Consider the following 13,606-nt stretch of genomic DNA (forward strand, 5'->3'; position numbering starts at 1 on the left):
TTTCGACGGGCCGAGCCACAGATAAGTTAGATCGTGGAACCTTTCCGTAACGACCAACCCGCGCGATCCTGTTTATCATCTTCGGGCTGGCGCAACGCTGATTTTCCAGAAAGCCCCGCCTTTGATCAAGAGCGCCCCCAGACTCGTCTGCCCGCCTTTAGCAGCGACAAGAATCGCGCGATCAATCCCGTCTCCACGCGGCAGCGCACCCGGCTGCGCCTCCGCGACAATGCGCATTAGGAGCCGCCGCAGCAGTTCGCGGGGCAGATCGGTCCTGGTCAGCAGCCAGGCGCCGCCCTCCCGCCGAACATGTGCCGCTGCAAGATCGTCGACCATCCAATCCAGCGCTTCGGCACATTCCGCCAGCGCAGCGGCGCTGCGTGCAGCCGCCCGCGCATCGAGCCAGCTGACATTTTCCAGATGTTGGCGGATCGCCGCGCGATCGAAACGCGGATCGGCATTGGAAGGATCATTGACGAACGGCAGGCCTGCCGAGCGGACATGGCCCAGAAGATCCGCGCGTCTCGCATTCAGCAAAGGCCGAAGCACATGTCCTTGCCGAGCACGGATGCCCGAAAGCCCATTCACCCCCGAACCACGGTTGAGCCGCATCAGCACCGTCTCAAGCTGGTCATCGGCATGGTGCGCGGTACACAGCCAGTCGATCCGCCGTTCGACCCTCCAGTCCTCAAGCGCGGCATAGCGTTGGGCGCGGGCCCATTGCTGAACGTTACCGGTCAAAGGAGCCGCAGGGTGAAGCACCGCATGGGGGATGCCGCGCCCGCTGCACCACTGCGCCACCATCGCCGCCTCGTCCGCGGATCCGGGTCTTAGACCATGATCAACAGTCGCAGCCTCGACCCGGCCAGCGAAACAGCGGTGGGCAAGGTCAAGCAGCGTCATGCTGTCGGGGCCGCCCGACACTGCCACGCCAAAGCGCAGGCCTACTGCCTCGCCCACCAGATTGCCGACCGCTTGGATCAGCAAGGCTTCCAGGTCAGATTGTGCCGAAGAGGGTTCGGCCATGGTTTTGCCTTAGCTGCACTTCGCCCGGGTGCGACCCTTCTCCATCATGCCGCGCAAGCTGGCCGACATGCTGGAGCCATAGACCTGCTCCAGCTCTGCATAAACCTTGCACGCATCGGCCGGCTTTTTAAGCTGGATCAATGCCTCGCCCAGATAGGCAAGACTATCGGCGGCCCGGTCGCCCTTGGGCCGCTTCTGATAATTGTCGTAGAATGTCACCGACGCAAGAGCGGGCTTGCCATCGTCCAGATAGGCCCGGCCCAACAGGTTGGCGGAGCGGCTCGCGACCGGCGACGCACCATATTTTTCGACGGTCGCTTTCAGCTGAGCCTGCGCTTCGGGATAGAATTTTGCGTCCCACAGCCGAAAACCATAGCTATAGGCATCCGCCGCAGCATCTCCCGTCGATGGCCGCTCGATGGCAGCCACCGCAAGTTTGCGTGCTTCCGTCGCGCCACCATTGGTCCCTGGCTGAGGCTTCGCCTCGGCCGGAGCCGCATCGGTGGACGGCACCGCCGGACGTACCGGCGGCGGCGTGACGACTTCGGCGCGGCTCTGTGCTTCGGCCTTATATTTGTTGAACGCCTCCTCCAGTTGGCGAATCTTGAAGCTGTTCTCTTCGACCTGCCCCGTCATCGACGCAAGCTGGGACTCCAGCGCAGCCACCCGCGCGGTCAGATCGGCAACGGGCGACGAGGACGGTGTGCCGGGCGGCACTGCGGGTGTAGATGGGCGGGTGATCTCCGCCTCCAGCGGAGTGCCTGCGGGAAAAACCTTCCGCTGAACCGCCCGCATTTCCTTTTCCAGCCGGTCGATGCGCACATCGATCGCCACATTCTGGGCAGCCGCCGCTGGCACAAGCGCAACCATGGCGGGCGCTCCCAACAACAGGGCGGTTGTCGCAAATAAGGCGTAACGCATGATGATCCCCGACTAAACTATCTAACCGACGACACGGCTAAAAAGCCGCATTCCCCGCTTTTAACCATAAGGCCATATTCGCCGCCGTAAAGCGCGACGTGCGGCTGCTCAAGCGAGGATGCGCGCGATCTTAGTTCGCTGCCGGCGGGGCAGCCGGTGCTGGCGCAGGTGCCGCCGGTATCGCAGGCGCGACACTTCCGGTGACGGGCCGAACCGGCGGCAGCTGCGCTGCCGAGGGGGCGGAGGGTGGAGCCGCACCCGCTGAAGCAGGCGCCGCCCGCGCCAGCAAGGCGGCCGCCGATACAGGCACGTCGGAAATGGTCCGATCCGGCGCGCCCAGCGGCGCAATCGGCTTGCCGCCAACCGTCACCGACAAGGCTTGCGGGCGGCCGGTGAGGATCATGGGATTGCGAGCGTTGGCAGGCAGAGTGAAACTCTCACCCTTCTTCATCAGCCCGTCCTTCAACCGCTCGCCAGCCTCGTCATAGATGCGCAACCACACATCATCATTGGCGGTGAACACCACCGTCTGTACGACCGGCGCTGCGGGACGAGCGCCAGCGGCTGGCTTCGCAGCAGTGACGGGCTTGGCCTGCTCGGCAGCAATCTCTTGCCCTGTAGGGGGCGTTAACATCTGCGTGCGCCAGATCGTGAAACCGGCGACGAGCAGGATCACGATAGCCGCAGCTGTCCATGCAAGGACGCGCGACGGCACCCGCGCCGGGTCGGCCGGTTCGAACGCTTCGTACCGGTTCGTCCCAAGTTCCGAATTATGAACGGCATGGCGTACATCAGCGGCAATCGCCACTTCGTCCAGATCCACCGCGCGGGCATAAGCACGAGCGAAACCCACGGCATAGGGAATGCCTGGCAGTGCGGAATAGTCGTCGCGCTCGATCGCTTCCAACTGGCGCTGGGCGATGCGGGTGCGTGTCGCCACGTCCTGCATCGACAGGCCTTGCGCCTCGCGCGCGGCGCGCAGCTTTGCGCCGGGAGTGCTGGATTGCACGTCCGGCGATGTTGCGCCGTTTTCCAGTTCGGGTTGTTCTGCCATGCTGCTCCGCGATCTTAGAGGCTGGTCTTGTCTCATTCCGGTACAGGGATTGTCAACGCCGGGGCGGGCATGACCGACCCATTTTCCCTGTTCAATTCAGTTCGATGCCGCGCTCGGTCGCCCACTCGGTCAACGCCCCGCGAACGTCCACGACGCCATCATTCAGCAGGTCGCGCATCATAGCCTGCAATTCGGCGGCGTCGATCGCGCGGATCATCGCCTTGACCGGCCCCACCGATGCAGGCGTGATCGACAGACGCCGCACGCCCAGGCCCACCAGCGCCATTGCCTCCAGCGTCCGCCCGCCCATCTCTCCGCAAACGCCGACGGGCACCTGATATTCACCGCAGGTACGCACTACCCGGTCCAGGAAGCGCAGGATAGCGATGCTCAGCCAATCGTAGCGCTCGGCGAGCTTGGGATGCGCCCGGTCGGCCGCGAATAGGAACTGCGTCAGGTCATTGGTGCCGATCGACAGGAAATCGAGCTTGGGCAACAGCAGGTCCAGCACTTCGGCCAGCGCAGGCACCTCCAGCATCGCGCCATAGCGTACCGCCGTCGGCACCTTCTTGCGCTGGGACAGCAGCCATTCGCGCTGATGCTCGACAAGAGCGCGTGCCTTCTCATATTCCCACGGCTCCGACACCATCGGGAACATGATGTTCAGCACCTTGCCCGCGGACGCTTCCAGCAGCGCCCGCGCCTGCGCCTTCATCAGCCCGTCTCGGTCGAGCGCCAGCCGCAGCGCGCGCCAGCCCATCGCCGGATTGTCCTCCAGCTCCTCGTCCTCGTCGCGCTGCATGTACGGCAGCGCCTTGTCACCGCCGATATCGACCGTGCGGAAGATAACCGGGCGGTCCCCGGCCGCGTCCAGCACGTCCTTGTAAAGGCGTTGCTGCTTCTCCCGTTGCGGCAGCGTAGCGGATACGAGAAACTGGAACTCCGTGCGGAACAAGCCGATGCCGTCCGCGCCGACCAGATCCAGAGCCTGCGCATCCTCCCGCAGGCCCGCATTCACCATCAGCTCGATCCGCTGCCCGTCCGCCGTCACCGACGGCAGATCACGCATCGCGGCGAACTCCGCCCGCCGCTTCTGCGTAACGTGCAGCCTGTTCTCGAACGCTTCGTCCATGTCCGGCGTCGGACGGACCAGCAGGCTGTTCGACACGACATCCATGAGGATCAGGTCGCCCTCATTCACCTTTTGCCGGATCTCGCGGACGCGCCCCAGCACCGGCACACCCATGGCGCGCGCGACGATGGTAACGTGCGCCGTGAGCGAACCTTCTTCCAGGATCACGCCCTTCAGTCGCCGCCGGTCATATTCCAGCAATTCCGCCGGGCCCAGGTTACGCGCGATCAGGATGGCATCCTGCCTCAGCCCCAATTGCGCCGCCGTGCCCAACTGCCCCGACACGATCCGCAACAGCCGATTGGCCATGTCCTCCAGATCATGCATCCGGTCCTGCAACAGGGCATCGTCGATTTGCCGCATACGCATCCGCGTGCGCTGCTGTACGCGCTCGATCGCCGCTTCGGCGGTCAGGCCGCTATCAATCGCCTCATTGATCCGCCGAATCCAGCCTTCGTCATAGGCGAACATCTTGTAGGTTTCGAGCACCTCCTGATGCTCGCCCTCCATCCCGAACTCGACCGCGCCGGTCATCCGGTCGATCTGCTCGCGCATCTTGGTAAAAGCGGAAATGACGCGCTGCCGCTCGGCCTCGGTATCCTCGGCCACCGTATGTTCGACATGGACGCGCGGCTGGTGAAACACCGCATGCCCCCGCGCCATGCCCATCACCAGCTGCAATCCCTGCAGCATGATCGTGCCCGTATCCTGCACCCGCAGATCTGCCGGGCCATCATCCGCCAGCTCGGCGTTGGCGATCAGCTCCGACAGCACCATCGCCACGGTCTGCAGCGCCTCGATCTCGACCTCTTCATAGCGGCGCGGCTCGACATGCTGGACGCACAGCACCCCGATCGCCCGTTCCCGCCGCACGATCGGCACGCCCGCAAAACTGTGGAACAGCTCTTCGCCCGTTTCCGGCCGATAACTATAGTCGGGATGCGCCGCCGCCTCGTCCAGGTTCAGCGTCTCGACATTGGTCGCGATCAGGCCGACCAGACCTTCGCCCATCGCCATCCGCGTGACATGGACGGCCTCCTGCTTGAGGCCCCGCGTCGCGAACAGTTCCAGCAGCCCTTCGCGCACCAGATATATGGAGCAAACCTCGCTCGACAGCGCCTGCCCGATAATATCCACGACCTTGTTGAGCTTAGCCTGCGCACTCGTTCGCGCGGCCATCACCTCCTGCAAGCTGGTGAGGATTTGGCGGGCGGCGGCGGCGGGCGTCGTGGGCATGTCAATGCGCTAACAGATCGCGGGGGGCCTTTCCAAGGGGAAGTCAATTCAATCGGCAGGGAAACCGATCAAAATCGTCAAAAAACTTGGGCGACATATTGCGGAAACAAGCGACCGCTTCGTCTCCTCGATCGGAACACCATGCGGTTGGTTCGAACAAGGGGACAGATGACATGACCTTGATACTGGAAAAGGATGCCCGCGAAGACCTGCTGGATCGCGGCTATTCCCGTCGCAACATCGGCAAGATTGCCGCCCTGCTCGGTGCAGGCGCTGCGGCACATTCCCTGCTGATCCAACCCGCCCATGCGCAGCAGCAGGCCGCGCGCGGGATCAAGGGCGCGGTGCGCATCGGGTCGAACGAATGCTGGGCAGGCCCCTTCCCCTCCGGCGTGGAAGCGGCGGCAAGGGCGTCGTCCTTCGGCAACTGGTATGATCCCGACAACTACCGGGGCGACCTTATCTCCACCGTGGCGAAGGTGGAGGGGCTGACGGAGTCGCAAGTCATGCTGTGGCCGGGCTCCGGCGGGCCGCTGGTCAGCATCGTCGCTGCCTATTGTTCACCTACCAAAGGGCTTGTGAGCGCCGATCCAACATTCGAATCCGCCTGGCGCACCGCCGATTATATGAAGGCGCCGATCGCTAAGGCGGCCCAGGCGCCCGGCAAGGGCCATGACGTCAAAGCGATGCTCGCCGCCAATCCCAATGCCGGCCTTTATTATATCTGCACGCCCAACAATCCCACGGGCACCATCACGCCGCTTTCAGACATCAAATGGCTGCTGGACAACAAGCCCGCCGACGCGATGCTGCTGGTAGACGAAGCCTATATCCACTTCTCCGAAGCGCCGAGCGCCGTCAGCCTGATCGCGGGCCGCAAGGACATCATCGTCATGCGGACCTTCTCGAAGCTGTTCGGCATGGCAGGCATGCGCCTCGGCCTCACCTTCGCCGATCCTGAGGTGCAGAAGCGCATCATGCTGTTCGGCCCCAGCGCGGGTGGCCTGTCAATCACCGCCATGGCGTGCGGCAATGCCGTCTACACCGAAAGCGGCCTCATCAAGGCCCGGCGCGAGGAATGCGCCGCTAACCGGGCCGAAACCATCGCCTGGCTCACGAAGAAGGGCGTCGCCGTGCATCCCGGCAGCCAGGCGAACATGTTCATGATGGACTGGAAGAAACCAGCCAAGGACATGCAGGCAGCCCTGCTTGCAACACCCGAAAAAGTTCAGATCGGCCGCAACTGGCCCATCTGGCCCACAGTCTCCCGCGTCACTGTCGGTTCGGCCGAGGATATGGCGAAGTTCCGCTCGGCTGTGGAACGAGTGCTGAAAGCCTGACCCCAAATTCCTCCCCATCACCTGATGGGGAGGAATTATCTCATGCGATCGCCGCCGAAGTCTCGCACAAATCCTTGAACTGCTGCGCCATCTGGTCCCATCCGGGATGGAACCCCATCGCCTCATGCCGCTTCAGCGCCTCATCGCTCCAATGCCGGGCCGTCGCGGTAAAGCGCGTTCCCTCGCCTTCTTCGACGAAACTCCAGATCGAGGTCAGGAACGGCTCCTGCGGTATCCACCCTGAGGCGTAGGCATCGGTCGATACCACCCGCTCGCCGGGGACCACCTCAAGGAAGATGCCCTCCATCGGCCCGGTATCTTCGCCATCGGGGCCGAACATGCGCACGGCGCTACGGCCACCGGGGCGCAAATCTTCCTCGATCACCTCGGCGCGCCACGGCTTGGGGCAGAACCATTGGTCCTTCAGGTCAGTCCAAACCTTCCACACGATCTCGCGTGGAGCCGCGATGTGGCAGCTGACCGACAGCTCATGTTGCCCGCTGCTCATACCGTCGCTCCCTCATAGGCCGCCTTCATGCGGGCAAGGTCCAGTTTCTGCATCGTCATCATCTCGGCCATCATCGGCTGAATGCCGGGGCCGCCCTTGCGGTGCATCTCCATGACCTCTTCCGGCACGATCTGCCAGGACAGGCCGAATTTGTCCTTCACCCAGCCACATGGGCCGGGCGCGCCGCCGTCGGCCGTCAGCGCATCGAAATAGCGGTCGACTTCAGCCTGGTCCTTGCATGAGATCGACAAGGACACCGCTTCGGTAAAGCCGAATTCCGGCCCCCCGTTCAGTCCCTGATAGCTCTGGCCGAACAGCGTGAATTCCACCAGCAGCACGTCGCCTTCCTTGAATGGCGCGGGGCCGGGAACATCATGCGGATAACGGCTGATCGAATCGACCGACCCGCCAAAGACAGAGACATAGAAGCGCGCAGCTTCCTCCGCCTGTCCGTTGAACCACAGACAGGGTGAAATCTTCGACATCCTTTCTCTCCTCTTATGCTGCGGCCGAACGCATGCCGACCAGCGCGAACATCGCGCCTTGCGGGTCCGTCGCCTGGATGATCCACGCGCCGCCCGGCACTTCGGCGGGGCCATTCAGCACGGTGCCGCCGCCTGCCTTCACCTTCTCCACGCCCTCATCGATGTCCGGCACCACGAAGTAGAACAGCCATTGCGGCTCCGCCATCTGCTCGGGCCTGGGCATCATGCCGCCTTCCATGCTGTTGAAGTCGGTCCCGCCGGACATGGAGAAAAGCTGGTAGCTGCCCATTGGCCCCATATCCATCGCCTCGCCCTTCCCCCAGCCGAACTGGGACGTGTAGAAAGCGAGGTCCGCGTCGAAACTGCCGCTGTAAAGCTCGTGCCAGCCGACATGGCCTCTCGCCATCGGCGGCGCGGCGTCCATGCCGTCCGGGCTCGATCCCTTGAGCAGCATGAAGATCGCGCCACCCGGATCGCTCATCACGGCAAAGCGCCCGACGCCCGGAATATCTTCCGGCGGCCGCTTCACGCTCGCTCCCGCGCCGCTCAGTCGCTGGGCATCGGCATCGACATCGGCCGATCCGACATAGCCGCCCCACCAGGGCGACATGCCGCAATCCTTCGCTTCCGCCGGAATGCGCATGATGCCGCCCAGCGGCCCCGCGCTTCCAGACACGACATGATAGGGATCGTCCGTCCGCTCGCCGCCAAAGGGCTGCGCCGTCCATCCCACCACATCGCCATAGAAGGCGATCGCGCCCTCCGGATCGCTGGTCATCAGTTCATACCAGAAGAATTTGCCGGTCAGGTCGCTCATCATCCGCCTCCTTGTCGCATGCTGTTGGTCAGGCCTTCTGGTCGATCATTACGTCGAACCCGCCATAAATCATTCGCTTGCCTGAAAAGGGTATCTCGCCATCTTCCTGCATGCGGGGATCGTTCATCACCTTCTCTTGCCCCGCGTCGCGCGTTGCCTTGTCGGGCCATTCGATCCAGGAAAAGACGACGTCCTCGCCTTCTTCGGCGATTACGGACGTGCGGAAGTCATTGACCTTCCCAACAGGAACATCAGTGCCCCAGCATTCCACCATGCGCAGCGCGCCATGCTCCAGGAAGATCGGAGCGGCCCGGGTCGCGAACTCCTTGTACCGCTCCTTGTTGCCCTTCGGCACGGGAACCACGAAACCGTCGATATAGCTCATCATCTCTCTCCTTGTTCGGATTGATCAGGCGGGAACTTCCCGCTGATGGGTCGCCAGCGCCGCTTCAACGTCCATCCAGGTGACTTCCCAGATATGACCGTCCAGATCAGCAAAGCTGCGACCATACATGAAGCCATGATCCTGGCTCGGATTGGGCTCCGTCCCGCCCGCGGCGAGTGCCTTTTCGGTAGTCACATCCACCGCAGCCCGGCTTTCCTCGCTGATTGCCAGCAGCACCTGCGCCGTTTCATGCGCATTGGGTATGCGGCGCGGCGTGAAGCTCGCGAAGCGCTCGTGCGTCAGCAGCATCACATGAATGGCGTCGGACAGGCTCATCATCTGGCTGTCCTCGCTGCAAAAATCCTTGTTCCGCACCGCACCTACCGCCTCGTAAAAGGCGATGGAGGCGGACAGGTCCTTTACCGGCAGGTTGATGAAAATCATCTTGGGAGTGGGGGCATCGGGCATCACGCATCTCCTTGAACATCGCGGCAAGGAGCTATGGCACTCGACTCACCGCCTTGAACTTTTTGGACCCAATGATTATGTTATGCAACATCAAAGTTAGAAAAGATAACCAATGACTCGCAATTCCAAAAAGCGCGCCTATCAGGATGGCTGTGCAACTGCCCATGCGCTTGACCTCATCGGCGACCGCTGGGCCATGCCGATCATGCGGGAATTGATGCTGGGTCCCAAGCGTTTCACCGATCTGCGCGCCAGCCTGCCCGGAATCAGCGCCAATGTGCTGACGCAGCGTCTGGAGGAACTGGAAGCCGCGAGCGTCCTCATCCGCCGCCGCCTCCCCCCGCCCGCCGCCAGCCAGATCTACGAACTGACCGAATGGGGCCGCGAGTCGGAAATCCTGTTCCAGGTGCTCGGCCGCTGGGCCTGCCGCTCGCCCACGATGCAGCCCGGCCAGCCGATGAGCAATGTCTCGGTCGTCCTGTCCATGCGCACCATGATCGACCGCAGCCGCATCGCTGACTTAGACGCGGTGATAGGCTTCCGTTTCGGCGAAGAAGAATTTCGCGCGCAGTTCAAGGACGGCGCCTTCACCATGGATCGCGGGCCTGTCGAGGGCGCGGACGCGGTGATCAGCGGTGATCAGAATGCGCTCGCCGCCGTGGTATATGGCGGGGCAAGCTTCGAAGATGTCGGCGGCGCGCTGAAGATCGAGGGGAACCGCGATTTGGCAGAACGCTTCGTCCGCCTCTTCCCGCTGCCCTCAAAAGCTCCGGTCACTTTCATGCCAGCAGGCGACTGAAATCCTCTTACCGCCTGATCGGGAAAGTCGGCACGTTGACGCGCGGCGCCGATGTCGCGCCAGGCACCAGCGCCTGTCCGCTCTCCTCCCGCAGCGGCGGCAGCGCAGGCGGCGGCACGAAGCCAGGGCTGATCTCGGCCGGTGGCTTGGGCGGCGGCGGCAGGGGCGTGGGCGACACGATCACCGTCACCGTGCCGCCAAAGCGGGACTGCCACTCCGCCAGCCGCCGCAGATAGTCGGCATAGGCTTCGTAAAATTCCTGAAACGGCTTCTCCAGCGCCGTCAGTGCTTCGGGCGCATAGGCCAGCAACTGGTTCGACGGCATGGCAAGTATCTTCGCGCCTACATCCACCGCCACGGGACAGAAGCTCTTGGTCACAGGCGGCAGCGAAAAGAAGTTATAGACGACCGTGTTCAGCAACTCGCGCGACTGAAGCCCCGCGCTGCCATAAGCGGCGGTATAGTTGCGATCGACCGCCGCGTTGGCTTCCCGCAATATGTCCTTATGGACATGCAGCATCTTGTTGTACTGAATCCGCGCAGGCTCGCCCGCACCATGGCAGGAGAGCGCCGCGACGTTCAGCGCCATGCGGACATGCCACAGCGCCGTATTGGCCGTGACCCCGCGATTGGGCGTCAGATATTTCCCTTCGGCATCAACCTCCGGAATGCTCATATCCTCGACCGCACCCATCGGCGGCAGCGGCTTGATCGTGCGGACGACCGGCGGCGGAGGGGTCGGCGCCTGTTTGGGTGTGGAACAGCCTGCGACCAGCGCCAATGCGGCCACCGAAGCGATTGTCCAGACGCGACATGAAGCAGCACGCAACGGCAACCCATTATCCCCTATGATTAATTGTCAGCGCCAAAGCTCATGGCCCAAACTCATGGCAAAGCTGCGCGTTCCTGGCGATGATCGCCCGGATCACTTCGTCCCTTCAGGGATTCGGTTCGTCCCGATAATCAGGACGCCTCAGGCGCTACGCCGCTCCAGCGCGACAACCGCCTCGTCCATCAACTGCGTGATGATGTCGGTGACCGGCTCTTCCTTCGTCACCATGCCGACCGACTGCCCCGCCATCACCGATCCGCCCTCGACATCGCCGTCGATCACGGCCCGGCGGAGCGCTCCCGCCCAATAATGCTCGATCTGCAACTGCGCTTCCATCATGTCGACAGAGCCGCCATCGAGCAGATTGGCGACTTCCCGTTGCTTGGCGGTAAAGGCTTCGGTCCCCGCATTTTTCAGCGCCCGCACCGGAATCACCGGCAAACGCGGGTCGATCTGCACGCTGGCGATCGCGTCGCGCGCCGAAGCACGGAAGAAAGCCTTCTTGAAGTTCGGATGCGCGATGCTCTCGCTCGCACAGGCAAAGCGGGTGCCCAGTTGCACGCCCGCCGCGCCCATTTCCAGATAGCCCGCAATCAACTCGCCGCGCCCGATCCCGCCAGCGACGAACACCGGCAGCTGCGACGCCATTTCCGGCAGGATTTCCTGCGCCAGCACGCTGGTCGACACCGGTCCGATATGGCCGCCAGCTTCCATCCCCTCGATCACCAGCGCATCGACGCCCGAGCGCGCCAGCTTCTTGGCCAGGCTCAGCGCCGGAGCGAAGCAGATGAGCTTGGCGCCCTTCTCCTTGATCGCCTCGATGCTGCCCTTGGGCGGCAAGCCGCCTGCCAGCACCACATGGCCCACCTCATGACGCGCACAAACCTCGATCAGGTCGAACAGTTGCGGATGCATGGTGATCAGGTTGACGCCGAAGGGCTTGGAGGTCAGCGCCTTCGTCGCCGCGATTTCCTTGTCGAGCAGTTCCGGCGTCATCGCGCCGCAGGCGATCACGCCAAAGCCGCCCGCGTTGGAAATGGCCGCGACCAGGTTCCGCTCCGACACCCAACTCATCGCCCCGCACATGATCGCGACGTCGCAGCCCAGAAATTCGGTGCCGCGAGCCATCAAGGAAGTGAGTTTGGCGTTGGTCATCAGTCTAATCCTAGAAGCACAAAGCCCCTCCCCTTCAGGGGAGGGGTTGGGGTGGGGGCCCTCCCCACGCGCTGTTCAGTGGGGCCAGGCCCCACCCCCGGCCCCTCCCCTCAAGGGGAGGGGTAATCATTTGAATTATGCGACCGGCGCGTCCAGCCCATAGGCCGTGTGCAGCACGCGCACCGCCAGTTCCGTCTCATCCTCATCGATCAGCACCGAAACCTTGATCTCGCTGGTCGAGATGGCGAGGATATTGATCCCGCGATCGGCCAGGCTCTTGAACATGGTCGAAGCAACCCCGGCATGGCTCTTCATGCCGACGCCAACGACCGACACCTTCGCGACCTTCGTGTCCGGGATCACGCGGTTGAAGCCGATCTCTTCCTTCTGGCTTTCCAGCACGTCCAGCGCGCGGGCAAGGTCGGCGCCCGGCACGGTGAAGGTCACGTCCGTCTCGCCCTTGTCGCGGCCGACATTCTGGATGATCATGTCGACGTTGATCGCGGCATCGGCCAGCGGGCCAAAGATGTGCGCCACGGCGCCCGGACGATCGGGCACGCGGGTGACGGTGATCTTCGCCTCATTCTTGTCATGGGCGATGCCGGTGATGAGCTGACGTTCCATCTTGTCTTCCTTGAGCTTGGCTTCCAGTTCCTCCTCGCTGACGATCAGGGTGCCGGGGAGGTCGGTCTGGGTGGGATCATCGAAGGAGGAAAGCACCTGCACGACCACGCCTTCCTTCATGGCAAGGCCGACGGAGCGGGTCTGGAGCACCTTGGCCCCGACCGAGGCCAGTTCCAGCATTTCCTCATAGGTGACGAGGTCGAGCTTGCGCGCGCGCGCCACGATGCGCGGGTCGGTCGTGTAGACGCCATCGACGTCCGTATAGATGTCGCAGCGGTCTGCCTTCACCGCCGCCGCGACGGCGACCGCCGAAGTGTCCGAGCCGCCACGACCCAGGGTCGAAATGCGGCCGTCTTCCATCATGCCCTGGAATCCGGGGATCACCGCGACGGTGCCGGACCGCATCGATGCAAGCAGATCGATCGTATCGATGTCGCCGATGCGCGCCTTCGCATGGGCTTCGTTGGTGCGGATCGGCAGCTGCCAGCCAAGCCAGCTGCGCGCGTCCACGCCCATGGCTTTGAGCGTCATGGCGAGCAGGCCGCTCGTCACCTGTTCGCCGCTGGCGACCACCACGTCATACTCCGCCGGATCGTAAAGCGCGGACGCTTCCTTGCAGAAGCCGACCAGCCGGTCCGTCTCCCCTGCCATGGCGGATACGACGACGGCGACCTCATGACCCTGCTCGACGACATGTTTGACACGCGCGGCCACGTTGCGAATTCGCTCCATCCCCGCCATCGAGGTGCCGCCGAATTTCATCACGATGCGCGCCATTTTCTTGTCGAACCTGTCTGCTGATCTGGAAAGATGATCCCCCTCCG

14 protein-coding genes are annotated in these 13,606 nt (G+C 63.3%); 2 read left to right on the top strand and 12 right to left on the bottom strand.

Annotated elements, in window-relative coordinates; genetic code table 11:
• Positions 1-75: 75 nt before the first annotated feature.
• The 4 genes from tilS to ptsP form a co-directional block, all read right to left on the bottom strand.
• Complete coding sequence (tilS, locus tag NCHOL11_RS09220; RefSeq protein ID WP_097092042.1) at positions 76-1,026, bottom strand: tRNA lysidine(34) synthetase TilS; 951 nt, start codon at positions 1,024-1,026, stop codon at positions 76-78.
• Positions 1,027-1,035: 9 nt separating this feature from the next.
• Positions 1,036-1,947: a hypothetical protein gene (locus NCHOL11_RS09225; RefSeq protein WP_097092043.1), complete on the bottom strand. Its 912-nt coding sequence runs from the start codon at positions 1,945-1,947 to the stop codon at positions 1,036-1,038.
• Between the two features lie 130 nt (positions 1,948-2,077).
• The gene (locus NCHOL11_RS09230) at positions 2,078-3,001 is read right to left on the bottom strand and encodes a helix-turn-helix domain-containing protein (RefSeq protein ID WP_097092044.1); all 924 of its coding nucleotides are present in this window, start codon (positions 2,999-3,001) and stop codon (positions 2,078-2,080) included.
• A 91-nt stretch (positions 3,002-3,092) separates the two neighbouring features.
• On the bottom strand, positions 3,093-5,369 hold the full coding sequence (gene ptsP, locus NCHOL11_RS09235) for a phosphoenolpyruvate--protein phosphotransferase (protein WP_097092045.1): 2,277 nt from the start codon (positions 5,367-5,369) through the stop codon (positions 3,093-3,095).
• A 173-nt stretch (positions 5,370-5,542) separates the two neighbouring features.
• Here ptsP and NCHOL11_RS09240 point away from each other — a divergent pair, with 173 nt between their 5' ends.
• Complete coding sequence (locus NCHOL11_RS09240; RefSeq protein WP_097092046.1) at positions 5,543-6,709, top strand: pyridoxal phosphate-dependent aminotransferase; 1,167 nt, start codon at positions 5,543-5,545, stop codon at positions 6,707-6,709.
• Positions 6,710-6,749: 40 nt separating this feature from the next.
• Here the strand turns inward: NCHOL11_RS09240 and NCHOL11_RS09245 are convergent, their stop codons facing one another.
• Genes NCHOL11_RS09245 through NCHOL11_RS09265 form a run of 5 tightly spaced genes read right to left on the bottom strand, consistent with a single transcriptional unit; the run spans position 6,750 to position 9,372 of the window.
• On the bottom strand, positions 6,750-7,217 hold the full coding sequence (locus tag NCHOL11_RS09245) for an SRPBCC family protein (protein WP_097092047.1): 468 nt from the start codon (positions 7,215-7,217) through the stop codon (positions 6,750-6,752).
• Entirely contained in the window at positions 7,214-7,702 is a 489-nt protein-coding gene (locus tag NCHOL11_RS09250) for a VOC family protein (RefSeq protein ID WP_097092048.1), read from the bottom strand. The genes NCHOL11_RS09245 and NCHOL11_RS09250 overlap by 4 nt, the downstream gene beginning before the upstream one ends.
• A gap of 13 nt (positions 7,703-7,715) precedes the next feature.
• On the bottom strand, positions 7,716-8,519 hold the full coding sequence (locus NCHOL11_RS09255) for a VOC family protein (protein ID WP_097092857.1): 804 nt from the start codon (positions 8,517-8,519) through the stop codon (positions 7,716-7,718).
• A 28-nt stretch (positions 8,520-8,547) separates the two neighbouring features.
• Positions 8,548-8,904 carry a DUF1428 domain-containing protein gene (locus tag NCHOL11_RS09260; protein WP_097092858.1) on the bottom strand — a complete coding sequence of 119 codons (357 nt, stop codon included), beginning with the start codon at positions 8,902-8,904 and terminating at the stop codon, positions 8,548-8,550.
• 24 nt (positions 8,905-8,928) lie between these two features.
• Positions 8,929-9,372 (bottom strand): VOC family protein, encoded by a 444-nt coding sequence (locus tag NCHOL11_RS09265; RefSeq protein ID WP_097092049.1) that lies wholly within the window; start codon positions 9,370-9,372, stop codon positions 8,929-8,931.
• 112 nt (positions 9,373-9,484) lie between these two features.
• On the opposite strand from NCHOL11_RS09265, the gene NCHOL11_RS09270 reads away from it, so the two are divergent.
• On the top strand, positions 9,485-10,171 hold the full coding sequence (locus NCHOL11_RS09270; protein ID WP_097092050.1) for a winged helix-turn-helix transcriptional regulator: 687 nt from the start codon (positions 9,485-9,487) through the stop codon (positions 10,169-10,171).
• A 7-nt stretch (positions 10,172-10,178) separates the two neighbouring features.
• Here the strand turns inward: NCHOL11_RS09270 and NCHOL11_RS09275 are convergent, their stop codons facing one another.
• From NCHOL11_RS09275 to NCHOL11_RS09285, 3 genes are all read right to left on the bottom strand, one after another.
• Complete coding sequence (locus tag NCHOL11_RS09275) at positions 10,179-10,961, bottom strand: hypothetical protein (RefSeq protein WP_255254752.1); 783 nt, start codon at positions 10,959-10,961, stop codon at positions 10,179-10,181.
• A gap of 183 nt (positions 10,962-11,144) precedes the next feature.
• Positions 11,145-12,158 (bottom strand): NAD(P)H-dependent flavin oxidoreductase, encoded by a 1,014-nt coding sequence (locus NCHOL11_RS09280; protein ID WP_097092052.1) that lies wholly within the window; start codon positions 12,156-12,158, stop codon positions 11,145-11,147.
• 135 nt (positions 12,159-12,293) lie between these two features.
• A complete protein-coding gene (locus tag NCHOL11_RS09285) occupies positions 12,294-13,559 on the bottom strand; it encodes an aspartate kinase (protein WP_097092053.1) in 1,266 nt (421 codons plus the stop codon).
• Positions 13,560-13,606: the final 47 nt, after the last annotated feature.

The organism is Novosphingobium sp. Chol11 (assembly GCF_900218065.1).
In the GTDB taxonomy this organism is placed as follows: domain Bacteria; phylum Pseudomonadota; class Alphaproteobacteria; order Sphingomonadales; family Sphingomonadaceae; genus Sphingobium; species Sphingobium agri.

Coding starts and splice junctions, on each gene's coding strand:
- tilS (WP_097092042.1), bottom strand. CDS start 1,026: ATGGCCGAACCCTCTTCGGCACAATCTGACCTGGAAGCCTTGCTGATC.
- NCHOL11_RS09225 (WP_097092043.1), bottom strand. CDS start 1,947: ATGCGTTACGCCTTATTTGCGACAACCGCCCTGTTGTTGGGAGCGCCC.
- NCHOL11_RS09230 (WP_097092044.1), bottom strand. CDS start 3,001: ATGGCAGAACAACCCGAACTGGAAAACGGCGCAACATCGCCGGACGTG.
- ptsP (WP_097092045.1), bottom strand. CDS start 5,369: ATGCCCACGACGCCCGCCGCCGCCGCCCGCCAAATCCTCACCAGCTTG.
- NCHOL11_RS09240 (WP_097092046.1), top strand. CDS start 5,543: ATGACCTTGATACTGGAAAAGGATGCCCGCGAAGACCTGCTGGATCGC.
- NCHOL11_RS09245 (WP_097092047.1), bottom strand. CDS start 7,217: ATGAGCAGCGGGCAACATGAGCTGTCGGTCAGCTGCCACATCGCGGCT.
- NCHOL11_RS09250 (WP_097092048.1), bottom strand. CDS start 7,702: ATGTCGAAGATTTCACCCTGTCTGTGGTTCAACGGACAGGCGGAGGAA.
- NCHOL11_RS09255 (WP_097092857.1), bottom strand. CDS start 8,519: ATGAGCGACCTGACCGGCAAATTCTTCTGGTATGAACTGATGACCAGC.
- NCHOL11_RS09260 (WP_097092858.1), bottom strand. CDS start 8,904: ATGAGCTATATCGACGGTTTCGTGGTTCCCGTGCCGAAGGGCAACAAG.
- NCHOL11_RS09265 (WP_097092049.1), bottom strand. CDS start 9,372: ATGCCCGATGCCCCCACTCCCAAGATGATTTTCATCAACCTGCCGGTA.
- NCHOL11_RS09270 (WP_097092050.1), top strand. CDS start 9,485: ATGACTCGCAATTCCAAAAAGCGCGCCTATCAGGATGGCTGTGCAACT.
- NCHOL11_RS09280 (WP_097092052.1), bottom strand. CDS start 12,158: ATGACCAACGCCAAACTCACTTCCTTGATGGCTCGCGGCACCGAATTT.
- NCHOL11_RS09285 (WP_097092053.1), bottom strand. CDS start 13,559: ATGGCGCGCATCGTGATGAAATTCGGCGGCACCTCGATGGCGGGGATG.